Genomic DNA, 21,594 nt, shown 5'->3' on the forward strand with positions numbered 1-21,594 from the left:
CGCGCTCCGAGCGTAGGATCGGAGCCATGACGTCCCGATTCGAGAACAGCAGCACCGACCCCCTCGAGGGAGGCGGAGGAACCGCCACCCTCGACCGCGAACTCGAGGAGCTCCTCAACCAGGAGACGATCGAGCCGGGCGACCACGAGCGCTTCTCCCACTACGTGCCGAAGGACAAGATCCTCGAGAGCGCGATGACCGGCAAGCCCGTCCGCGCCCTCTGCGGCAAGAAGTGGCTGCCGGGCCGCGACCCGGAGAAGTTCCCGGTCTGCCCCTCCTGCAAGGAGATCTACGCCCGGATGAAGTAGGGCGCGCGGCCCGGCCCCCTCGGGAGCCGGGCCCGTCCCGCTCCGGGCCCGCCCGCTCCGGGCCCGCCCCGCTCGGGGACCGGTCCGCTCAGGCGTAGCGGGTCGGGATCACCGGGTCGCCGCGGCCGAGACGCAGCGCGTCCTGCGGCAGCTCGATCACGGCGTTCGCGCGGTGCTCGCGTGCGGCGCCGACACCCGCCGCACCGAGGTGCTCCTCGCGGATCCGGCCGTCCTCGATCAGCGGCACCAGCAGCGCGCGCTCGTCCTCGCCGACCGCGCCCTCGGGCCCGGCGCCGACGTGTACGACCTCCTCGACGGCGATGCCGTCCTCGGTCAGGCGCCGCCCCGCGGACTTGCGCCCGCCGATGGAGGCCTTCGCCGCCGACTTCTTGGCGACCGAGACCCACTCGCCCGCGTCGTCCTCGTGCGCGACCAGCTTGTAGACCATGCCCGCGGTGGGGTGGCCGGAGCCGGTCGCGACCGAGGTGCCCACGCCGTAGGAGTCGACGGGGGAGGCGGCCAGCGCCGCGATGCCGTACTCGTCCAGGTCGTTGGTGACGGTGATCCTCGTGCCGGTGGCGCCGAGCCCGTCCAGCTGCGCGCGGACGGCGGCGACCTGCTGGGGGAGATCGCCCGAGTCGATCCGCACGGCGCCGAGCGAGGTGCCCGCGACGCGGACGGCGAGGTCCACCGCGGCGGTGACGTCGTAGGTGTCGACGAGGAGCGTCGTGCCCGGCCCGAGCGCGGCGACCTGCGCGCGGAAGGCGTCCTCCTCGGAGTCGTGCAGCAGGGTGAACGCGTGCGCGGAGGTGCCCATCGTCGGCACGCCCCAGCTGCGGCCCGCCTCGAGGTTCGAGGTCGCGCCGAAGCCGGCGATGTGCGCGGCGCGCGCGGCGGCGACCGCCGAGCGCTCGCCGGCCCGGCGGGAGCCCATCTCCGCCAGCGGGCGGCCGTCGGCCGCGGAGACCATCCGGGCCGCGGCGCTCGCCACCGCGCTGTCGTGATTGAGCACGCTCAGCACCAGCGTCTCCAGCAGCACGCCCTCGGCGAAGGGCGCCTCGACGATCAGCACGGGGGAGCCGGGGAGGTACACCTCGCCCTCGCGGTAGCCCCACATGTCGCCCTGGAAGCGGTAGTCGGCCAGCCAGTCCAGCGTGCGGGTGTCGACGACGCGGTTCTCCCGCAGCCAGTCGAGCTCGGCGTCGCCGAAGCGGAAGCGGGAGATCAGCTCGAGCAGGCGGCCGGTGCCGGCGAGGATCCCGTAGCGGCGGCCCGGCGGGAGGCTGCGGGCGAAGACCTCGAACATGCAGCGCCGGTCGGCGGTGCCGCTGCCGAGAGCGCCCTCGACCATCGTCAGCTCGTAGCGGTCGGTGAGGAAGGCCGTCGCGTCCATCCGACCAGTGTTCCATGCACCGTTCCCCGCACGGGGCTCCCTCCCCGGGCGCGGGTAGGCTCTTCCTCCGTGACGGACGCACCCCTCGGCATCTTCGACTCCGGCGTCGGCGGACTCACCGTCGCCCGCGCCGTGATCGACCAGCTGCAGAACGAGTCGATCGTCTACCTCGGCGACACCGCGCACTCGCCCTACGGGCCCAAGCCCCTCGCCGACGTCCGGGCCTACGCCCTGGACACCCTCGACACGCTGGTCGACCAGGGCGCGAAGCTGCTGGTGATCGCCTGCAACACCGCCTCGGCCGCGATGATGCGGGACGCGCGCGAGCGCTACACGATCGGCCGCGGCATCCCGGTGATCGAGGTCATCCAGCCCGCCGTCCGCAGCGCCGTCCGCGACACCCGCAACCGCCGCGTCGGCGTGATCGGCACCGTCGGCACGATCCGCTCGCGCGCCTACGACGACGCCTTCGTCGCCGCACCGGACCTCGAGCTGGTCACCGCCGCCTGCCCGCGCTTCGTCGAGTTCGTCGAGGCCGGCGTCACCTGGAGCGACGAGCTGCTGGCGCTCGCCGAGGAGTACCTCGCGCCGCTGAAGCAGGCGGGCGTCGACACCCTCGTGCTCGGCTGCACGCACTACCCGCTGCTGCGCGGCGCCATCGCCTACGTGATGGGGCCCGACGTCCGGCTGGTCTCGAGCGCCGAGGAGACCGCGCTCGACGTCTACCGCACGCTGGTGGCGCACGGGCTGCAGCGCACCGCCGCCGCCCCGCCGACCTACCGCTGGGAGGAGACCGGCTCGAGCGACTTCGTCCGCCTCGCCCGGCGCTTCCTCGGCCCCGAGGTCTCGAGCGTCGACCTCGTCGAGACCGGCACGATCAACCTGCGCGAGCTCGACCGGGCCGCGCGCCGCACGACTCCAGGGAGACCCGAGTGACCGACAGCACCGCCGCCCAGCCGACCGTCAAGCGCAAGGACGGCCGTGCGCCCGACGAGCTGCGCGCGATCACCATCGAGCGCGGCTGGAGCACCCAGGCCGAGGGCTCCGCGCTGATCTCCTACGGGAACACCAGGGTGCTCTGCACCGCGTCCTTCACCAACGGCGTCCCGCGCTGGCTGCAGGGCAAGGGCAAGGGCTGGGTCACCGCGGAGTACGCGATGCTGCCCCGCGCCACCAACTCCCGGATGGACCGCGAGGCCGTCAAGGGCAAGGTCGGCGGGCGCACCCACGAGATCTCCCGGCTGATCGGCCGCAGCCTGCGCGCTGTCGTCGACACCAAGGCGCTCGGCGAGAACACGATCGTGATCGACTGCGACGTCCTCCAGGCCGACGGCGGCACCCGCACCGCGGCGATCACCGGCGCGTACGTGGCGATGGTCGACGCGATCGAGTGGGCCCGCGGCAAGAAGTACGTCGGCCAGAAGGCGCAGCCGCTGATCGACAGCCTGTCGGCGGTCTCCGTCGGCATCATCGACGGCGTCCCGATGCTCGACCTCGCGTACGTCGAGGACGTGCGCGCGGAGACCGACATGAACGTCGTCGTCACCGGCCGCGGCCTCTTCGTCGAGGTGCAGGGCACCGCCGAGGGCGCCCCCTTCGACCGCCGCGAGCTCGACGCGCTGCTCGACCTCGCCGTCGGCGGCGCGGCCGACCTGGCCCGCTTCCAGACCGAGGCGCTCGCCGCGGGGCAGGACGCGTGAGCCTCGACCTCGTCCTGGCCACCCACAACGCGGGCAAGGTCGAGGAGTTCCGGGCGATGCTGGCCGGAGCGCTGCCGGGCGTAGGCGTCCGCGCCTACGACGGGCCGGAGCCGGTCGAGGACGGCGTCACCTTCACCGAGAACGCGCTGATCAAGGCGCGGGCCGCGGCGGCGCACACCGGCCTCGTCGCGCTCGCCGACGACTCCGGCCTCTGCGTCGACGTGCTCGGCGGCTCGCCGGGCATCCTCTCGGCCCGCTGGTCGGGCCGCCCGCACGACGCGGTCGCGAACCACGAGCTGCTGCTCGCGCAGCTGGCCGACGTGAAGCCGGAGCACCGCGGCGCGCACTTCGTCTGCACGATCGCGCTGGTCGTCCCCGAGTCGGTCCTGCCCGGTGGCCGCGAGATCGTGGTCGAGGGCCGCTGGGACGGCGCCATCGCCGCCGGTCCGCGCGGCACGAACGGCCACGGCTACGACCCGGTCTTCGTCCCCGCCGACTCGGCCCTCTCGGCCGCCGAGATCGCCCCCGCCGAGAAGAACGCCCGCAGCCACCGCGCCCGGGCCTTCACCGCCCTCCGAGCCGAGCTGGCGGCCCTGGCGACCACCCTCTCCTGATCGGGGGCGCAGCCTCCCGACCGCGAGATGCCACTTGTGCACGCTCGACACGGCGTGTCGCGTGCACAAGTGGCATCTCGCGGGAGGGGCCGTGCTCGCTGTCGGTCAGTGCTTGCGGCGCTCGTCGTCGACGGCGGTGGGGTCGAGGACGAGGGCGCTCGCCTCCGACGCGTCGGTGTCCTTGTCGGCGGCGAGCCTGGCCTTGCGGCGCTGCTGGAAGAAGTGGAACGCGGTCGGAATGATCGCGAGGGCCACGGCGCCGATCAGGATCACGTCGATGTAGTGCGAGACGAAGTCGGCGACGGGCGGGATGAAGGCGAGCAGCCAGCCGATCAGCGTCACGCCGCTGCCCCAGATCAGGGCGCCGATGGCGTTGTACAGGCTGTACTTGCGGTAGTTCATGTGGGCGACGCCGGCGGCGATCGGCGCGAAGGTGCGGACGATCGGCACGAATCGCGCGAGGATCACGGCGAGGCCGCCGAAGCGCTCGAAGAAGGCGTTGGTGCGCTTGACGTTCTCGACGCTGAAGAGGCCCGACTCCTTGCGCTCGAAGATGCGCGGGCCGGCCTTGTGCCCGATCAGGTAGCCGACCTCGCCGCCGAGGAACGCCGAGAAGCCGACCGCGAGGCAGATCAGCCAGATCGGGACGCCCAGCCCGCCGTTGGAGGCGTTCTCGTGCGCGAGCAGGCCCGTGATGATCAGCAGGGTGTCGCCGGGGAAGAGGAAGCCGATCAGCAGGCCGGTCTCGGCGAAGACGATCAGGCAGACGACCAGCACGCCCCACGGACCGAAGGAGGTGAGGATCGTCTCCGGGTCCAGCCAGGGGATCAGGGCGGCGTGGTTCAACGGTTCTCCAGTCGATCAGTGCCGTGCGGCCGGCCGACGCCGCAGCCGATCCTCGGTCTGCGGCGGCTCGACCGCGCTCACTGTACCGGCGAAACCGGGAAGACGGCCGGGGCGGCCCCCGAAGGTGGCGTGCCACGCCGGTCGCTCCGAGCGCCCCTGGTGCGGAAGGTGGGACTCGAACCCACATGCCTCTCGGCACAGGAACCTAAATCCTGCGTGTCTGCCATTCCACCACTCCCGCGTGCGCGCTCCAGTGTAGGAGGGGAGCGCGAGCAGGGGCCCGCGCGGCGACCGCCTGGCCGCCAGGTGCGCTGCGGGTCAGGTGCGCGGGCGCCGGTGCGGCAGGTACCGCGGGATCCAGCGCGAGAGCGCGGCGGCACCGGCCAGCCCGAGCACGCCCATCGCTCCCGCCGCGAACGGCAGCGAGACCGCCGCGGTCAGAGCGGACACCGCGATCGGCGCCGCGGCGTTGCCCGCGTCGCCGGTGAAGCGGAACGCCCCGAGGAAGGGCGCCGGATCCTTCGGCGGTGCGAGATCCGCCGCGATCGTCATCAGGATGCCCGAGCCGATCCCGTTCGCCACCGCGAGGACGCAGGCCACCGCGATGAACCAGGGCACCGGGTCGGCGGCGAGGAGCGTCGCCACGAGCAGCAGGTGCCCGACCCCCAGGCCGATCATCGACGGGATCGCCGTGGCCCCGCGGCCGAAGCGGTCCATCACCTGCCCGCCCGCGTAGAAGAGGGCGAAGTCGAGGGCGCCGGCGATGCCGATGATGATCGCGGTGTCGGTCTCGGCGAGGCCGAGGCTGACCGCCCAGAGCGGGAGGATCAGTGTCCGGCTCGCGCGCAGGGCGCCGATCACGGCGGCGCCGGAGCCCATCCGCGCGAGCACGCCGCGGTGCGCGCGGAGGGTGCGGACCAGGCCGGGGGAGGACTCCGGCACGGCCGCGGCCGCGGCGGCGGCGTCGAGCGCGGGGTCGGCGGCGGCGGAGGCGGCCGCCGCGCGGCGCAGCACCGTCGCAGGGTCCGGCACCAGCAGCAGCACGACGACCGCGGCCACGCAGCAGGCGATGTGCACCCAGAAGATCGACTCGACCGAGCCGCTGAGGTGCACGACCCCCGCGGCGAGGAACGGGCCGATCAGCCAGCCCGCGCGGAAGACCCCCGCGAGCGAGGACAGCGCCCGCGCCCGGTGGCTGATCGGCACGAACGAGGTCATGAAGGCGTGCCGGGCGAGTGCGAAGACCGCCGTCGCGAGGCCGATCAGGAAGACGCCCACGGTCAGCGTCATCCAGGAGGTGGAGACGAGGCAGATCACCAGGCCGAGGATCGAGGCGGCCGAGGCGCCGAGCATCGCACCGCGCTCGCCGATCCGCGAGACGATCCAGCCGCTCGGGATGTCGCCCGCCAGCTCGCCGATCATGATCATTCCCGCGACGAGGCCGGCGATCGCCAGCGTCGCACCGAGGTCACCGGCGACGGCGGGGAGGAGCGGGATGATCGCGCCCTCGCCGACCGAGAAGAGCAGCGTCGGCAGGAAGGTCGAGAGCAGGAGGGGCCCGACGGGGAAGGGGCGCTCGGCGGTGCTGCTCACCAGCCCCATCCTAAGCGCCGCCCGGGCGGCCGCCCGCGGTGACCCCCGGCGCCCCCGGTAGTCTGGAGCCACCATGCTGGACAACGACTTCACCGAGCAGATCACTGCTCTCCGCTCCACCTTCTCCGACATCCTCGCCGTCATCGACGTCGCCGAGCTCCGCTCGAAGATCGAGGAGCTGAACGAGCAGGCGGGCGTCCCCGACCTCTGGGACGACACCGACAACGCGCAGAAGGTGACCAGTGCGCTGAGCCACCGCCAGTCCGAGCTGGCCCGGATCACCGCGATCGAACGGCGCCTGGACGACCTCGAGGTCCTGGTCGAGATGGCCAACGAGGCCGATGACGCCGAGTCCGAGCAGGAGGCGATCGCCGAGCTCGACGCCCTGCAGAAGACCATGGGCGAGCTCGAGGTGCAGACCCTCCTCGACGGCGAGTACGACGACCGCCCCGCCGTCATCACCATCCGCGCGGGCGCCGGCGGTGTCGACGCCTCCGACTTCGCCGAGATGCTGATGCGGATGTACCTCCGCTGGGCCGAGAAGCACAAGTATCCCGCGACCGTGATGGACGCGAGCTACGCGGAGGAGGCCGGCATCAAGTCCGCCACCTTCCAGATCGATGCGCCCTACGCCTTCGGCACCCTCTCCGTCGAGGCCGGCACCCACCGTCTCGTGCGGATGAGCCCGTTCGGCGCCGCGGGCAAGCGCCAGACGTCCTTCGCCGCGGTCGAGGTCATCCCGCTGATGGAGGAGGCCGGCGCGATCGAGATCCCGGACAACGACATCCGCGTCGACGTCTTCCGCTCCTCCGGCCCCGGCGGCCAGTCGGTCAACACGACCGACTCCGCGGTGCGCCTCACCCACCTCCCCACCGGCCTCGTCGTCTCGATGCAGAACGAGAAGAGCCAGATCCAGAACCGCGCGGCCGCCATGCGCGTGCTGCAGTCGCGCCTGCTGCTGCTGCAGAAGGAGCAGGAGGCCGCGACCAAGAAGGAGCTGGCCGGCAACATCACGGCGAGCTGGGGCGACCAGATGCGCAGCTACGTCCTCGCGCCGTACCAGATGGTCAAGGACCTCCGCACCGACCACGAGGTCGGCAACCCCTCGCACGTCTTCGACGGCGACCTCGACGGCTTCATCGCCGCGGGCATCCGCTGGCGCAAGTCCGCCTGACCGGCGGCGGCACGGCGGGAGCCGGGCGAGCCCGCTCCGCCCGGGAGCCCCGCTGGAGCACGGGCGCGAGGCGGAGCCGACGTTCAGCGAACCCGGACGGGCCTGAGCGACGGCCGGTTCTACCCTGAGAACGTCTCGATCCGAGACTCTCTCACGAAAGGTGGAACCATGTCGAAGACTTCTCTCCTGATCGCTGCCGGAGCCGGCGCCGTGCTCGCCCTCGCGGCAGCCGCTCCGGCGCACGCGGACGAGCCGATCGCCGGCCTCCCGCTGTCCACCGAGACGTCGCTCTCCGACGTCCTCGGCGACGCCGTCGCGCTGCGACTTGGAGAGACCCCCGCGAACCTGCTCGCTCCCGCCCGCGCAGCGGACGTCGTCGAGGGTGCCTCTGCGGGAGCGGTCACCGGCGCCGGGCCCCGAGTCGACGGAGCCGCGCTGTTCGACGGCATCGAGCGGTTCACGCTGGTCCTCGAGGACGAGTGGGCGTCCGTCCCTGTTGAGGGCGACCTCGTGCTGCCCGCCGAGGAGACGAGCCCCGTCGTCGCCGGCGGCGCCGTCGCGGAGGCCGCCCCCGTCGTCGACGTCGCCGCCCGTGTCGTTCCGACCGGGGCGGTCGACGGCGATCCGGGAGACGCCCCCTCCGCCGACCGCCGGTGAGCACGTCTCCCCGCCGGTCCGCCGCGGAGCAGACCGGCGGGGAGACCCCTGGGAGCACCTCGGCCGAGCGCCCGGTGGGGCGCGGCCTCCTCGGGCTCGCTGCGCTCGGTGCGGCAGCGGCAGCGGCGGCGTTCGTCGTCGCCTCCGTCATCGGCAACCGGACCGGTGCGTTCGACGCCGTGCCGGACGAGGGGTGGCGGGTCGGCTTCGCAGTGGCGTTGGCGCTCGCCGGTCTGCTGCTGCTCGGAGCCGCCGCTCTCCTCGGGCGCGCGTGGGGTGCCGAGCGAGGGGGGAGCACAGCCCCCGTGATCGCGACGACGGCGGCCGCGGCGGCGGTCTGCCTCCTCGTCGGGCTGTCGCTCGTCAGCGTCGGGACGGCGCCGGCGACGTCGATGCCGGCTCCCGAGGCGCAGAGGGCGTCGTCCGCTCTCGCGATCGCTCTCCTCGCCTGCGCGACCGTCTCCGCCTGCTCCTTCGTCGTCGCCCTGGCGCGGCGACCCGGCGAGTCGCGAGGCGTCTGACTCCCAGGTCGTGACCGCCGAAGGGCCGGCCGCTCGGCGCGCCGGGCGGCCGGACGGGTCACTCTCCGGGATCGTCGCTTACCCTCGTACCGACATGATTCGCTTCGACAACGTCTCCAAGCAGTATCGGGGTGGCACGAGACCCGCCCTCAACGCCATCGATCTCGAGATCCTCCGGGGCGAGTTCGTCTTCCTCGTCGGCGCCTCCGGGTCCGGCAAGTCCAGCTGCCTCCGCCTGATCCTCAAGGAGGAGCGGCCCTCCTCCGGCTCGATCCACGTGCTCGGGCAGAACCTGGGCAAGATCTCGAGCCGCAAGGTCCCCTACTTCCGCCGCAACATGGGCGTGGTGTTCCAGGACTTCCGGCTCCTCCCGAACAAGTCGGTCTTCGACAACGTCGCCTTCAGCCTGCAGGTGATCGGCAAGTCGAAGGGCTACATCCAGGAGGCGGTCCCCGACACGCTCAAGATGGTGGGCCTCGCCGGCAAGGCCGCGCGCCTGCCGCACGAGCTCTCCGGCGGCGAGCAGCAGCGCGTGGCCATCGCCCGCGCCGTGGTCAACAAGCCCGCAGTCCTCCTCGCCGACGAGCCGACCGGAAACCTCGACCCGACGACCAGCGCCGGCATCATGGCGCTGCTCGAGCGGATCAACGCCGGCGGCACGACCGTGATCATGGCCACCCACGAGGCCGGCATCGTCGACCAGATGAAGCGCCGCGTCATCGAGCTCTCGGCAGGCAGCATCGTCCGCGACGAGAGCCGGGGCGGCTACGGCCAGACCGAGAGCATCACCGTCGTGCACGACGGCGTCGTGGTCGTCGCGGCCGACGACCACCCGACCACCACGTCCTCGATCGCCGTCCCCGTGATCACCGAGAGCGCCCTCGCGCCCGCCGAGGTCCCGGAGGTCGACCTGCGCCGCGCCCCGGCGCCCGCCGCCGCCGCGCCGGAGCTCCCCGAGCACGGCGCCGCGTTCGCGCGCCCGCGCCTGCAGCAGACCGCGCCGCAGCCCCGCGTCCCGGAGGGCCGCCGCTCGGCCGCCGCACCCGAGACCCACGTCGCTCCCACGCGCCCCACCACCCAGTCGAACCCGGTCGTCCCGCCGCCGCCGCCCGCCCCGACCGAGGCGCCCGCCTCGCCGCGCGTGGTCGAGCTGCAGAGCCAGACCGGCCCGATCTACCTCCCCGCCGACACCGGGGCCCTCCCCGAGGAGTCGCTCGCGGCCCGCCTGGGGCTGCGCGCCCACGCCGGCGAGGGCGACGAGTCCGGGGACGACCAGCAGGATGTAGGACCCGTCAAGTGAGATACGCACTGATCTGGTCGGAGGTCTCGAGCGGCCTCCGGCGCAACGTCTCCATGGTCGTCTCGGTGATCCTGGTGACCTTCATCTCGCTCACCTTCGTCGGCACCGCGATCCTGCTGCAGATGCAGATCGGCCAGATGAAGAACTTCTGGTACGACAAGGCCCAGGTCGCGGTGTACATGTGCACCGCCACCTCCGGCGGCTCGAACTGCAGCGGCTCCGACGCGACGCAGGAGCAGATCGACACCGTCGAGTCGCAGCTCGCGGGCGCGACGCTCGCCCCCTACATCGACCGCTCCTACTTCGAGGATCACGACCAGGCCTACGCGAACTTCCAGGAGCAGTTCGCCGGGAACCCGGTCGCCGAGTACGTCACGCCCGACCTGCTCAACCAGACCTTCTGGATCAACCTGAAGGACCCGACGCAGTCGGACGTGCTCGTGGAGAGCCTGTCCAGCGTCTCGGGGGTCGAGAGCGTCACGGATCAGAAGCAGTACCTCGACCAGATCTTCTCGATCCTCAACGCGGCCAGCTACACGGCCATCGGCATCGCGGTGCTGATGCTCGTGGCGGCGGTGCTGCTGATCGCGACGACGATCCGATTGTCGGCGTTCTCGAGGAGACGGGAGCTGGGCATCATGCGGCTCGTGGGCGCCTCGAACCGGTTCATCCAGACCCCCTTCATCCTCGAGGGCGTGTTCGCGGCGCTGCTCGGCTCGATCCTCGCGGGGGTCGCGGTCGTGGCGATCGTGGTCTTCTTCGTGCAGGGGTTCCTCGCGTACCGGATCCCGCTGACGTCGTTCGTGGGCGTCGACGACGCGCTGATCGTGGTGCCGATCCTGATCGTGGTGGGGATCGTCCTCGCGGCGATCTCGGCCAACGTGGCGATCGCGCGGTACCTGCGGGTCTAGACCGCCCGGCGTTCTCGGCCGCGTGCGGCCGTATACTGGTGGGCTGCCCCGATCGGGGCGGCCCACCATCGCTCTCGGACCGAAGGAGCAGCCGTGCCCAGGGAACAGGGACAGAAGGTCGTCGCGACCAACCGCAAGGCGCGCCACGACTACCTCATCGAGGACACCTACGAGGCGGGACTCGTGCTCTCCGGCACGGAGGTCAAGTCGCTCCGCAACGGCCGCGCGTCACTGGTCGACGGCTACGCCTTCGTCGACGGCGGTGAGGCGTGGCTCGACGCCGTGCACATCAACGAGTGGGCCCAGGGCACCTGGACCAACCACCCGCCGCGGCGCAAGCGCAAGCTGCTGCTGCACAAGGCGCAGATCCTCAAGATCCACAACAAGGTGAAGGAGGGCGGGTACACGCTGATCCCGCTCTCGCTCTACTTCAGCGACGGCAAGGCCAAGGTCGAGCTCGCGGTCGCGAAGGGCAAGAAGGACTACGACAAGCGCCAGGTGCTCCGCGAGCGCCAGGACCGCCGCGAGGCCGACCGCGCGATGTCCACCCGCCGCCGCATGGGCGAGTAGGCCGCCCGCGCCGATGTCCCGCAAGCGGGGGAGGCGCGCGCTCCGGTCCTGAGAGACTGGAGGACGTGACCTCTCCCGACAACGCTCCCGACGCGCCGCCCACTGCCGCGGAGGAGAGGACGCGCTGGCGGGCCTTCGCGGTCGCGGTGTCGGTCGCCGCCTTCACGATCCTCGACCTGTCGAAGGTCAACGTCGGGCTGCCCTCGATCGAGAAGTCGCTCTCGGCCGATCCGAGCCAGCTGCAGCTGATCGTCGCCGGCTACGCGCTCGCCTTCGGTCTCTCGCTCGTGCCGTCCGGACGGCTCGGCGACATCAAGTCGCGGCGCCTGCTCTTCCTCGTCGGTCTCACCGCGTTCACCCTCGCCAGCCTGCTCTGCGCCGTCGCGCCGACGATCGAGCTGCTCGTCGTCGCCCGCTTCATCCAGGGCATCGCCGCAGGCATCCAGATGCCGCAGGTGCTCGGCCTGGTGCAGCAGCTGTTCACCGGGGCCGCACGGGCCCGCGCCTTCGGCGTCTTCGGCGCCGTGATCGGCCTCTCCACGGCGTTCGGGCCGACCCTGGGCGGACTGCTGATCGCGCTCGGCGGCGAGCAGGACGGCTGGCGGCTGCTGTTCTGGATGAACATCCCGCTCGGCATCGCTGCGCTGGTCTTCGCCTGGAAGCTGCTGCCGAAGGTGCAGCGCACACCGCAGGGCGACACCTCGCTCGACCCGGTCGGCCTGCTGCTGCTGGGCGTGACGATCTTCGCCTTCATGCTGCCGTTCCTGCTGACCACCGGCGCCTCGACGGACTCGCCGTTCCGCTGGCTCTGGCTGCTGCTGGCGGCTGTCGCCGCGTACGCCTTCGTGAAGTGGGAGGCGCACTACGCCGCGAAGGACCGCACCCCGGTCATCGACTTCCGGATCTTCCGCACCAGCTCGTACCGCAACGGGATCCTGGTCGCGACGTCCTACTTCGCGGCGATCCCGGCGACCTTCCTGCTGACGACGCTCTTCCTCCAGCAGGGCCTCGGCCTCGCGCCGGTGTTCGCGGGCATGGTCAGCATCCCGTTCGCGCTGACCTCGGCGGTGACCGCGTGGTACGGCGGCAAGCTCGTCCAGCGCTACGGTCGCGCCCTCGTCGTGCTGGGCATCGTGCTCGTCGTCATCGGCTTCACGCTGGTGCTGCTGGCGGCCGAGCTGCTGCCGGCCGAGACGGCCGCCTACGGGATGGGCGCGGCGATGCTCGTCGCCGGCGCGGGCGGCGGCTTCGTCGTCTCGCCGAACCAGACGCTGACGCTCGCCGAGATCTCGCCCGAGCAGGGCGGCGTCGCGGGCTCGGTCGGCCAGCTCGGGCAGCGCGTCGGCACCGCGGTCGGCACGGCCTGCGCCTCGGCCATCTTCTTCGCCACGCTCGCCAGTGAGGCGGGAATGGCCGAGGGGCTCGACCGGTACCACGACGCCTTCCGCAACGGCTACTTCGTCACCCTCGGGCTGATCGCACTCGCCCTCGTGCTCGGACTGCTCGATCTGCGCCGTCGTCGGGTCACCGCCCGCGCGACGAGGTAGACTTGCTCCTTGTAACTCCACAGTGTGCGACGACGACCCACTCCACCGGCTCAGTGTCGGCGAGTGCTCGCGGGGATGATCGGTTTCGACATTGCCTGCGAAACTGCGAGAAGCGGGTCGAGGATTCAGGGTTATCTCGTTAACGATCTCTGAAAAACACAGGTGCCGAACAGAAGCGCACCGACTTCGCTCTCGCTGCCTAAGCCAGAGTAGATAGTCCGTCAGCCCGTGGGTGCGTCCTCGCCCCGGATCCTGGCGTCATCTAGAGGACTTGCTGCGTCGTTACGCCTGAGGGCGACGCGGGACTTGCACTCGGGCTGGGCCCGTCGACCGATGCGCCAGTGGTAACGGTCGGGGCCGAGTAGAACGCTCTCACTGGCTACACCCGTAGAAGGCGCAGAATCACAGCGATGGACGGGGGTTCGATTCCCCCCATCTCCACCACCGGTCGTCGTCGCACACGTGGAGCTGCCGCTCGGAGCCGCTGCTGCTTCTCGGAGCCGCTGCTGCTCCGGGCCGTCACTCCGGACGCACGTCCAGCTGGCGGACGCGGCCGTAGAGGGTCAGCAGCGCGAGGCGCTCGTCGTCGTCGCGCTCCGCGCCGTTCTCCGGCCCCTGGAGCGTCTCGGGAGGCGTCCACGCGCGGTAGAGGTTCTCGGGCGTGACGACCGTCGCCATCGCGCCGTCCGGGTAGTTCGGGTGGGCATCGAGGGGCAGCTCGGCGAACCCGCTCGGGAGCATCCGCGCGAGTGCCTGCGTGAGCGGTGCGAGGCGCTCGGCGCGCTCGTCGTCGACGGTCAGCGTCACCGCGTTCATCGCCGCGAGAGCGGCAGCCAGGTGCTCGACGGCATGGTCGTCCGCGCACTCCTCCGTGACCAGGAGGGCGACGACGCCGCGGGGCTTCAGCCAGCCCAGCACGGCATCCTCCGCGCCGCCGTGCACCGAAACGACCCGGTCCGAGGTCAGCGCGTAGTCGTGGAGGAGCCGGGACCAGCGCCGGACGGAGTCCTCGGTCGAGTCGGCCAGCGTCTCCGCTGCGGAGAGCAGCGCGCACTGCCGCTGCAGCCGGGTGAAGAGGCTGTCCGCCGGCCGGAACTCGTGCTCCGCCGTCGCCGAGCGCTCCGGCTCCGCGCTCTCCGGAACGTCTCCTGCGTGCTCGTGCATCTTCGACTCCTGCAGCGCTTCGCGGCACCCCCGAGCCGTTCGCCGATCGTGTGTGATCGTCCTCCCACAGTGCGCGTGCGCCGCGAACCTGTCAATCGAGGCGCAGAGGGGATTGACCCGGACGGCGGGCGTCCGGGCTGAGCGTCAGCGCGCGGCGCCGAAGAGGCTGCCCGTGGTCTCGCCGGTCGCCGGGTCGAAGACGGCGCAGAGCACGGCGCGGTCGCCGTGGCGCCAGCTGACCTCGGACGGGACGAAGCTGCGGTACTCGAGGGCGGAGTCGCCGTAGGCGATGCTCATCACCGCGCCGAACTCGGGCTCGCAGCCGGCGTCCGCCTGGGCCAGCAGGGTGTTGCGGCTGGTGTAGTCGTCGCCGGGCTGCGCGAAGACGTGGAAGACCTCGAGGTCGTGGCTGTCCGTGCAGGGGACGGCCTCGAAGTCGGCGACGCGGTCGTCGTCCGGCTCCCGGAGGCAGTCGCCCTTCGCCACCGAGAAGGCGTCGACGACGCCCGCGGTGGTGATCGTGCCGCTCTCGTCACGGAGTGCCGCCGGATCGTCGGAGCCGACGACGGACGAGCACGCCGCGAGCGGGAGCACGGCGGTGAGGAGTGCCGCCGCGAGGAGCGCCGAGCGCCGGCTCATCGGCGGGCGGCGATCGTGAGCACCTCGTCGTGCAGGAGGCCGTTGGTCGCGACGGCGCTGCCGTGCCAGGGGCCGTCCTCGCCGTCGGCGGAGGTGAAGCGGCCGCCCGCCTCCTGGACGATCGGGATCAGGGCGGCGAGGTCGTAGGGCTTCACGTCGAACTCGCCCGCGCCGTCGATGAGGCCCTCGGCGACCAGCATGTAGGGCCAGGCGTCGCCGTAGGCCCGGTCGCGCCAGACCGTGCGCGCGAGCTCCAGCAGCTGCTCGAGCCGGCCGGCGCCGTCCCACTGCTGGATGCTGTTGTAGCTGAAGGTGGCGTCGGCGAGGGACGCGACGCCGGAGACCTGGAGCCGGCGCGGCTCCTCGGCGGCGGGGGCGACCAGGACGCCGCGCAGGTCGTCCGGCAGGTCGAGGCTGCCCAGGGGAGCGCGGCTCTCGTCCACCCAGGCGCCGGCGCCCCTGGACGCCCACCAGCGCTTGCCGAGGGCGGGGGCGGAGACGACGCCGACCACCGGGACGCCGTCGATCGCCAGCGCGATCAGGGTCGCCCAGATCGGGACGCCGCGGACGAAGTGCGCCGTGCCGTCGATCGGGTCGAGGATCCACTGGCGCGAGGCCTCGCCGGAGGTGCCGAACTCCTCGCCGAGGATCGCGTCGTCGGGGCGCTCGGCGGCGAGGAGCGCGCGGATCGCCTCCTCGACGGCGCGGTCCGCGTCCGAGACGGGCGTGCTGTCGGGCTTGGTGTCCACGACGAGGTCGAGGGCGAGGAAGCGCTCGCGCGAGATCGCGTCGGCGGCGTCGGCGAGGCGGAGGGCGAGGCGGAGGTCGTCGTCGAGGGTCACGCGTCCACGATACTGAGCGCCCCCGCCGGAGGGGCGCACTGCATGCTGGTCGAGTAGCGCGCAGCGCGTATCGAGACCCGACCTCTGCAGGACGGTGGATCTCGATACGCCCGCTGCGCGGGCTGCTCGATCAGCATGACCGGGCGCCGCTGACCGCGGTGATGCGCGAGAGCCCAACCCGCTCCGCCGTGTCGATTTGACGAAACGGGGGTGGGCGCTGGTAATGTGATCCCTCGGTTCGGCACGCACGATTCGCCGGTCGCCACGCACCTCTAGCTCAATCGGCAGAGCAACTGACTCTTAATCAGTGGGTTCTCGGTTCAAGTCCGAGGGGGTGCACCACATCGAGACGCCCGCCACTCCGGCGGGCGTTTCGTCGTTTCCGGAGCGTCCGACGTCGTCGCGCTCCGCCTGGGCATCCCCGCAACGTGCGGCGTCGCCCCGTGCGCTTCCCGCCGTGTCCGTGGGAGGCTGCCCTCTTCGTCCGATCCGCTCGATGGTGCGCGCCCCTTCCCCCACCCGAAAGGACCGCCGTGCCAGAAGACGCTCTGCAAGAAGTCGGCTCCATCGCCCTCGCCGTGCTGATCGCGGTCGTGATCGCCGTCGTCGTGACCGCGGTCGTGGCGCTGATCATCCGCTCGATCGGCAAGCGCAAGACGTGGGCCCGGCTGCTGATCCGCCGGGTGCGCATCCCGTTCCGCGTGCTGCTGCTCACGATCGCCGTGTGGGCCGCGCTCGCCGCCACCGTCTCCGGTGACACCTGGCCGGGGCTCGTCGACCGGATCTTCCAGATCGCCACGATCGGCGCCGCCGCCTGGCTGGTCGGCGCGACCTTCGTCTTCCTCGAGGACCTCGGCGCCGAGCGCTACCGCACCGACACCGCCGACAACAGGCGGGCCCGCCGCCTGCGCACCCAGATGACGATCATCCGGCGGGTGGCCGTCGCGGCCGTCGTCGTGATCGCGATCGGCGCCTCGCTGCTGACCTTCCCCGAGGCGCGGACCGCCGGGGCGTCCCTGCTGGCCTCGGCCGGTGTGCTCTCGATCGTCGCCGGTCTCGCCGCGCAGTCGAGCCTGACCAACATCTTCGCGGGGATGCAGCTCGCCTTCAGCGACGCGATCCGCCTGGACGACGTGGTCATCGTCGAGAACGAGTGGGGCCGGATCGAGGAGATCACCCTGACCTACGTGGTCGTCCACCTCTGGGACGACCGCCGCCTGGTGCTGCCGACCAACTACTTCACCACCCAGCCGTTCCAGAACTGGACCCGCACCGGCTCCGAGCTGCTCGGCGCCGTCGAGCTCGACCTGGACTGGCGCGTGCGCCCCGACGAGATGCGCACCGAGCTGCACCGGATCCTCGAGGAGACCGATCTCTGGGACCAGCGGGTCAGCGTCCTGCAGGTCACCGACGCGGTCGGCGGCTACGTCCGCATCCGCGTGCTCGTCACCGCGAAGGACGCTCCGACGCTCTTCGACCTGCGCTGCTACGTCCGCGAGGGGCTGGTGACCTGGCTGCATGAGAGCGACCCGATCGCCCTGCCGCGCCAGCGCGTCGAGATGCAGCACGAGGAGGCGGGCACCGCCCCCGCACCGCGCACCCGAGCGAAGTCGGCGCCGGACAACCTGTTCTCGGGCGACCAGCAGTCCAACGAGCGCGGCGCGCTCTTCACCGGGCTGATCGACCTGCGCGAGACGCCGGACCGGGACGGCCGCCGGCACGACTGACCGCCACGGCGGGCGGGACCGGGCCTAGCCGCGCTCGTCCGCGAAGGCGAGCAGCGCCTCGGCGATCTGCACGTCGGCCTCCTCGTGGCTGATCGTGGCGGTGCCGTCGCCCGGCTGCGGGCCGTACCAGCCGAAGTCGGCGTGGTTCGACCCGTCGATCTCGACGAAGCGCGCGTCGGCGGGCAGCTGGTCGCTCGCCGCGGCGACCTTCGCCGGGGTGCTCAGGCCGTCCTCCGAGCCGCTCACGCTCAGCACCGGCAGTCCCGACGCGGAGAGGTCGTTCGCGCAGTAGCTGCCGAAGAGCACGAGGCCCGCGACCTCGGGGTCCTCGCCCCACTGGCAGGCCTTCACGCCGCCCAGGGAGTGGCCGCCGACCAGCCACTCGTCGACGCCGTCGGCCTGCGCCGTGAAGCTCTCGAGCGAGCGCAGGTCGAAGAAGGCCAGGTTGAGGATCGGCCGGGTGATCACCACGCTCGCACCCTCCTCGACGAGCGGCGCGAGGGTCGCCTCGTAGGAGGCCGCGTCGACCTTGGCGCCGGGGACGAAGACGAGGCCGACGCCGTCGAGGTCGGTGCCCGCGTCGTCCGTCGGGGTGAGCACGATCGCGGTGTCGGTGCGCTCGACGGAGACCGCGGGGTCCGCGTCGACGCGGGCGAGCGCCTCCGGATCGGGGCCCATCACGATCGAGGACCAGGTCAGGAAGCCGAGGACGGCGACGGCGACGAGGGCGCCGATGCTCACGAGGACGATCCGCAGCGGGCGGCGCCGGCGCGGCGCCGCTCTGCGCGCGCTCATCGGTGCCGCGCGATCGCGTCGGCGGCCTGGACGAGCGCGAGGTGCGAGAGCGCCTGCGGAGTGTTGCCCGCGTGGCGCCGGTTCTCGACGTCGTACTCCTCCGAGAGCAGGCCGACGTCGTTGCAGAGCCCGACCAGGCGCTCCATCAGGGCGCGGGCGTCGTCGAGGCGGCCGGAGTCGGCGTACTGCCGCACCAGCCAGAACGAGCAGGCCAGGAACGGGTGCTCCCCGCCCGCCAGGCCGTCGACCGAGGACTCCGTGCGGTAGCGGTGCAGCAGGCCGTCGTGCATCAGCGCCCGCTCGAGCTCGGCGACCGTGCCGAGCATCCGCGGGTCGTCGGCGGCGACGAAGCCGACCATCGGCAGCACGAGCAGCGAGGCGTCCACCTCGGTGGAGCCGTAGGACTGCACGTAGTGGCCGCGCTCGGAGTCGAAGCCCTGCTCCTCGATCTCGGCGCGGACGGTGTCGCGCAGCCGCTCCCAGGTCTCGACCGGGCCGTCGAGCCCGTGCTCGCGGACGGCGCGGACGCCGCGGTCCAGCGCCGCCCAGACCATCACCCGGGAGTGGGTGAAGTGCCTCGGCTCGCCGCGGATCTCCCAGATGCCGTTGTCGGGCCGCTGCCAGTTGCTCTCGACGAAGCCGAGCAGCGCGCGCTGCAGCGGCCAGGAGAACTCGTTCTCGTCCACTCCGGCCACTCGCGCCTCGTGCAGCGCCACCATCACCTCGCCGATCACGTCGGCCTGGTACTGGTCGACCGCCGCATTGCCGATCCGCACGGGGGAGGCGCCGTCGTAGCCGGGCAGGCTCGGCATCTCCCGCTCGGTCAGGTCGCGCTCGCCGGCCAGGCCGTACATGATCTGCACGTCCTCCGGCGCGCCGGCGACCGCCCGGAGCAGCCAGGCGCGCCACTTCTGCGCCTCCTTCTCGAAGCCGTGCGCGAGCAGGGCCTCGAGGGTGAGGGACGCGTCGCGGAGCCAGACGTAGCGGTAGTCCCAGTTGCGGCTGCCGCCGAACTCCTCGGGGAGGGAGGTGGTCGCGGCGGCGACGATGCCGCCGGTCTGGTCGTCGGTGAGGGCGCGCAGCGTGAGCAGCGAGCGGACCACGGCCTCGCGGTGCGGGCCGTCGTAGCGGATCGCGCCGGCCCAGTCCGTCCACCAGCGGACCGTGCGCTCGATCGCCTTGTCGACGTCGAGCACCTTCGGGGCGCGCTGGTGCGAGGGGAACCAGGCCATCGAGAGGTCGACCGTCTCGCCGGGCGCGACGTCGAACTCGGCGGAGTGCACGTGGTCGGTCGCCGAGAGGCGCACGCCGCGGACGACGACCGCGTCGGGGCCGGCGACGGCGACCAGCAGCGGATCCTCGTCCGTCCCCTCCTGGCGCACCCACGGCATCGTGCGGGCGTAGTCGAACCGGATCCGCAGCTCCTGGCGCATCCGCACCGAGCCGGAGACGCCCTTCACGCGGCGGACCAGCTCGGCGCGGTCGTCGCGCAGCGGCATCACGTCGGTGACCTCGACGACGCCGGTCGCGGTGGTCCAGGTGGTGACGAGGGCGAGGGTGTCGCCGAGGTAGTGCCGCTCGACGGTCGCCTCCGCGTCCACCGGCCGGAGCGACCAGCGGCCCTGGTCGTCACCGCCGAGGAGCGCGCCGAAGATCGAGGCGGAGTCGAAGCGGGGGAGGCAGAGCCAGTCGATTCCTCCGTCGCGGGAGACGAGAGCGGCGGTGCGGCAGTCGGAGAGGACGGCGTAGTCCTCGATCGGGGAGACCATGGGCTGATCCTGGCAGCAGAACACTGGGCGCTCCTGCGAGCGGGCGGGTCCGGCCGGCCGGGGCGCACCGCCGTCAAGGCCGGGAAACGGTCGGCGGGGGCGCCGTAGGGTGTGGCGCATGCCTCAGTCGGTCCACACGCTGCTCATCCTCGGTGCGACGGGCGACCTGTCCGCCCGCCTCCTCCTCCCCGCTGTCGGTCAGCTCCTGACCCGCGAGCCCGATCGCCGCCTGCACCTCGTCGGCGCCGGTCAGGAGGACTGGACGCAGGAGCACTGGCACGAGGTCGTGTCCACGTCGTTCGCCACGGAGACCGCCTCGGGTGCCGGCATCGACGCCCTCGTCTCGGGCACCCGCTACCAGCAGGTGGACGTGACGGATCCGGAGGCGCTCGCCGCGCTGCTCGCGAGCTGCGAGGGACCCGTCGCGATCTACTTCGCCCTGCCGCCGGCGATCGCCGCGAAGGCCTGCGACGCGCTCGCCGCGCACGAGCTGCCGGAGGGGACGGTGCTCGCGCTCGAGAAGCCGTTCGGCACCGACGAGAAGAGCGCCCGGGACCTGAACGTGCGCGTCGCCGCGCTCGTCCCCGAGGACCGGGTGCACCGCGTCGACCACTTCCTCGGCCGCGCGACCGTCATGAACCTGCTCGGGCTGCGCTTCGCGAACCGGATCCTCGAGCCGCTGTGGTCCGCGGAGCACATCGAGAGCGTCGCCATCGTCTACGACGAGCAGCTGGGCCTCGAGGGGCGCGCGGGCTACTACGACGGCGCGGGTGCGCTGATCGACATGATCCAGAGCCACCTGCTGCAGGTGCTGGCGGTCGTCGCGATGGAGCCGCCGTCGACCCTCGGCGCGGCGGACCTGCGCGACGCCAAGGGCATCGTGCTGCGGGCGACGCGGCTGCACGGTGAGGATCTGAGCGCGAACTCGCGCCGGGCCCGCTACACCGCCGGCTCGGTCGACGGGCGCGAGCTCCCCGCCTACACGGACGAGAAGGGCGTCGACCCGTCGCGCAAGACCGAGACGCTGGCCGAGCTGACCGTCGAGATCGACACGTGGCGCTGGGCGGGCGTGCCGTTCACGCTGCGCTCGGGCAAGGCGCTGGGCGAGCGGCGGCGCGAGATCGTGATCCGCTTCAAGCCGGTGCCGCACCTGCCGGCCGGCTTCCACGGGACGGCCGAGGCGTCGGTGCTGCGGCTGTTCCTCGCGCCGGACCAGATGGCGCTGGAGCTGAACATCAACGGCCCGGGCGACCCGTACACGCTCGAGCGCGCGTCGCTCGAGGCGACCTTCGGTGCGGGGGAGCTGCTGGCGTACGGCGAGGTCATCTCGGGGATCCTCGACGACGACCCGTCGCTCTCGGTCCGCGGCGACGCGGCCGAGGAGTGCTGGCGCATCGTCCAGCCCGCGATCGACGCCTGGCGCGCCGACGACGTGCCGCTGGACGAGTACCCGGCCGGCAGCGAGGGCCCGGAGAGCTGGCCGGCGGTCTGAGCGCGCGGGATCTCGATACGCCCGCTGCGCGG

21 protein-coding genes, 2 tRNA genes and 1 other RNA gene are annotated in these 21,594 nt (G+C 72.3%); 15 read left to right on the forward strand and 9 right to left on the reverse strand.

Going from position 1 to position 21,594, the window contains the following annotated elements:
* Window positions 1–26: 26 nt before the first annotated feature.
* A complete protein-coding gene (locus MT355_RS03630; protein WP_123448008.1) occupies window positions 27–308 on the forward strand; it encodes a DUF3039 domain-containing protein in 282 nt (93 codons plus the stop codon).
* 88 nt (window positions 309–396) lie between these two features.
* On the opposite strand, the gene MT355_RS03635 is transcribed toward MT355_RS03630, so the two are convergent.
* Entirely contained in the window at window positions 397–1,701 is a 1,305-nt protein-coding gene (locus MT355_RS03635; RefSeq protein WP_243598559.1) for a nicotinate phosphoribosyltransferase, read from the reverse strand.
* A gap of 69 nt (window positions 1,702–1,770) precedes the next feature.
* Between MT355_RS03635 and murI the strand changes: the two genes are divergently transcribed.
* The 3 genes from murI to rdgB are packed head-to-tail and all read left to right on the forward strand — an operon-like array spanning window position 1,771 to window position 4,015.
* Window positions 1,771–2,637 (forward strand): glutamate racemase, encoded by an 867-nt coding sequence (gene murI / locus MT355_RS03640; RefSeq protein WP_132438493.1) that lies wholly within the window; start codon window positions 1,771–1,773, stop codon window positions 2,635–2,637.
* Window positions 2,634–3,401: a ribonuclease PH gene (rph, locus tag MT355_RS03645; RefSeq protein ID WP_243598560.1), complete on the forward strand. Its 768-nt coding sequence runs from the start codon at window positions 2,634–2,636 to the stop codon at window positions 3,399–3,401. Before murI ends, rph begins: the two co-directional genes overlap by 4 nt.
* Window positions 3,398–4,015, forward strand: a complete 618-nt coding sequence (gene rdgB / locus MT355_RS03650) for an RdgB/HAM1 family non-canonical purine NTP pyrophosphatase (protein WP_308197295.1) — start codon at window positions 3,398–3,400, stop codon at window positions 4,013–4,015. Before rph ends, rdgB begins: the two co-directional genes overlap by 4 nt.
* Before the next feature lie 105 nt (window positions 4,016–4,120).
* Here the strand turns inward: rdgB and MT355_RS03655 are convergent, their stop codons facing one another.
* From MT355_RS03655 to MT355_RS03665, 3 genes are all read right to left on the reverse strand, one after another.
* Window positions 4,121–4,861 carry a DedA family protein gene (locus MT355_RS03655; RefSeq protein WP_123737287.1) on the reverse strand — a complete coding sequence of 247 codons (741 nt, stop codon included), beginning with the start codon at window positions 4,859–4,861 and terminating at the stop codon, window positions 4,121–4,123.
* A gap of 157 nt (window positions 4,862–5,018) precedes the next feature.
* Window positions 5,019–5,102 (reverse strand) — tRNA-Leu (locus tag MT355_RS03660).
* 77 nt (window positions 5,103–5,179) lie between these two features.
* Complete coding sequence (locus tag MT355_RS03665; protein ID WP_243598561.1) at window positions 5,180–6,454, reverse strand: MFS transporter; 1,275 nt, start codon at window positions 6,452–6,454, stop codon at window positions 5,180–5,182.
* A 73-nt stretch (window positions 6,455–6,527) separates the two neighbouring features.
* Here MT355_RS03665 and prfB point away from each other — a divergent pair, with 73 nt between their 5' ends.
* The 8 genes from prfB to ssrA all read left to right on the forward strand — a co-directional run bounded on the left by prfB (window position 6,528) and on the right by ssrA (window position 13,578).
* On the forward strand, window positions 6,528–7,628 hold the full coding sequence (prfB, locus tag MT355_RS03670; RefSeq protein ID WP_123737285.1) for a peptide chain release factor 2: 1,101 nt from the start codon (window positions 6,528–6,530) through the stop codon (window positions 7,626–7,628).
* A gap of 168 nt (window positions 7,629–7,796) precedes the next feature.
* On the forward strand, window positions 7,797–8,285 hold the full coding sequence (locus MT355_RS03675) for a hypothetical protein (RefSeq protein ID WP_243598562.1): 489 nt from the start codon (window positions 7,797–7,799) through the stop codon (window positions 8,283–8,285).
* Complete coding sequence (locus tag MT355_RS03680) at window positions 8,282–8,806, forward strand: hypothetical protein (protein ID WP_243598563.1); 525 nt, start codon at window positions 8,282–8,284, stop codon at window positions 8,804–8,806. Before MT355_RS03675 ends, MT355_RS03680 begins: the two co-directional genes overlap by 4 nt.
* Before the next feature lie 94 nt (window positions 8,807–8,900).
* Window positions 8,901–10,106 carry a cell division ATP-binding protein FtsE gene (gene ftsE, locus MT355_RS03685; RefSeq protein WP_243598564.1) on the forward strand — a complete coding sequence of 402 codons (1,206 nt, stop codon included), beginning with the start codon at window positions 8,901–8,903 and terminating at the stop codon, window positions 10,104–10,106.
* Complete coding sequence (ftsX, locus tag MT355_RS03690; protein ID WP_123737281.1) at window positions 10,103–11,017, forward strand: permease-like cell division protein FtsX; 915 nt, start codon at window positions 10,103–10,105, stop codon at window positions 11,015–11,017. The genes ftsE and ftsX overlap by 4 nt, the downstream gene beginning before the upstream one ends.
* A gap of 93 nt (window positions 11,018–11,110) precedes the next feature.
* Window positions 11,111–11,587, forward strand: a complete 477-nt coding sequence (gene smpB, locus MT355_RS03695; protein ID WP_123447996.1) for an SsrA-binding protein SmpB — start codon at window positions 11,111–11,113, stop codon at window positions 11,585–11,587.
* Window positions 11,588–11,652: 65 nt separating this feature from the next.
* Window positions 11,653–13,134, forward strand: coding sequence for an MFS transporter (locus MT355_RS03700; RefSeq protein ID WP_243598565.1), 1,482 nt, complete (start codon window positions 11,653–11,655; stop codon window positions 13,132–13,134).
* A gap of 71 nt (window positions 13,135–13,205) precedes the next feature.
* Window positions 13,206–13,578, forward strand: a transfer-messenger RNA (tmRNA) gene (gene ssrA / locus MT355_RS03705).
* A 75-nt stretch (window positions 13,579–13,653) separates the two neighbouring features.
* Here the strand turns inward: ssrA and MT355_RS03710 are convergent.
* The 3 genes from MT355_RS03710 to MT355_RS03720 all read right to left on the reverse strand — a co-directional run bounded on the left by MT355_RS03710 (window position 13,654) and on the right by MT355_RS03720 (window position 15,779).
* Entirely contained in the window at window positions 13,654–14,298 is a 645-nt protein-coding gene (locus MT355_RS03710; RefSeq protein ID WP_243598566.1) for a hypothetical protein, read from the reverse strand.
* A gap of 144 nt (window positions 14,299–14,442) precedes the next feature.
* Window positions 14,443–14,937 (reverse strand): septum formation family protein, encoded by a 495-nt coding sequence (locus MT355_RS03715; RefSeq protein WP_243598567.1) that lies wholly within the window; start codon window positions 14,935–14,937, stop codon window positions 14,443–14,445.
* Window positions 14,934–15,779: an inositol monophosphatase family protein gene (locus MT355_RS03720; protein WP_243598568.1), complete on the reverse strand. Its 846-nt coding sequence runs from the start codon at window positions 15,777–15,779 to the stop codon at window positions 14,934–14,936. The genes MT355_RS03715 and MT355_RS03720 overlap by 4 nt, the downstream gene beginning before the upstream one ends.
* A 266-nt stretch (window positions 15,780–16,045) precedes the next feature.
* On the opposite strand from MT355_RS03720, the gene MT355_RS03725 reads away from it, so the two are divergent.
* Window positions 16,046–16,121 (forward strand) — tRNA-Lys (locus MT355_RS03725).
* 191 nt (window positions 16,122–16,312) lie between these two features.
* Window positions 16,313–17,506, forward strand: a complete 1,194-nt coding sequence (locus MT355_RS03730) for a mechanosensitive ion channel family protein (protein WP_243598569.1) — start codon at window positions 16,313–16,315, stop codon at window positions 17,504–17,506.
* A gap of 24 nt (window positions 17,507–17,530) precedes the next feature.
* On the opposite strand, the gene MT355_RS03735 is transcribed toward MT355_RS03730, so the two are convergent.
* Together MT355_RS03735 and MT355_RS03740 are read right to left on the reverse strand one after the other, a co-directional pair.
* Window positions 17,531–18,301: an alpha/beta hydrolase gene (locus MT355_RS03735; RefSeq protein ID WP_243598570.1), complete on the reverse strand. Its 771-nt coding sequence runs from the start codon at window positions 18,299–18,301 to the stop codon at window positions 17,531–17,533.
* On the reverse strand, window positions 18,298–20,070 hold the full coding sequence (locus MT355_RS03740) for a glycoside hydrolase family 15 protein (protein ID WP_243598571.1): 1,773 nt from the start codon (window positions 20,068–20,070) through the stop codon (window positions 18,298–18,300). Before MT355_RS03740 ends, MT355_RS03735 begins: the two co-directional genes overlap by 4 nt.
* 118 nt (window positions 20,071–20,188) lie before the next feature.
* Between MT355_RS03740 and MT355_RS03745 the strand changes: the two genes are divergently transcribed.
* A complete protein-coding gene (locus MT355_RS03745) occupies window positions 20,189–21,562 on the forward strand; it encodes a glucose-6-phosphate dehydrogenase (protein ID WP_243598572.1) in 1,374 nt (457 codons plus the stop codon).
* The last annotated feature ends 32 nt before the right edge of the window (window positions 21,563–21,594 follow it).

Source organism: Rathayibacter sp. VKM Ac-2929 (genome assembly GCF_022815495.1).
GTDB lineage: Bacteria > Actinomycetota > Actinomycetes > Actinomycetales > Microbacteriaceae > Rathayibacter > Rathayibacter festucae.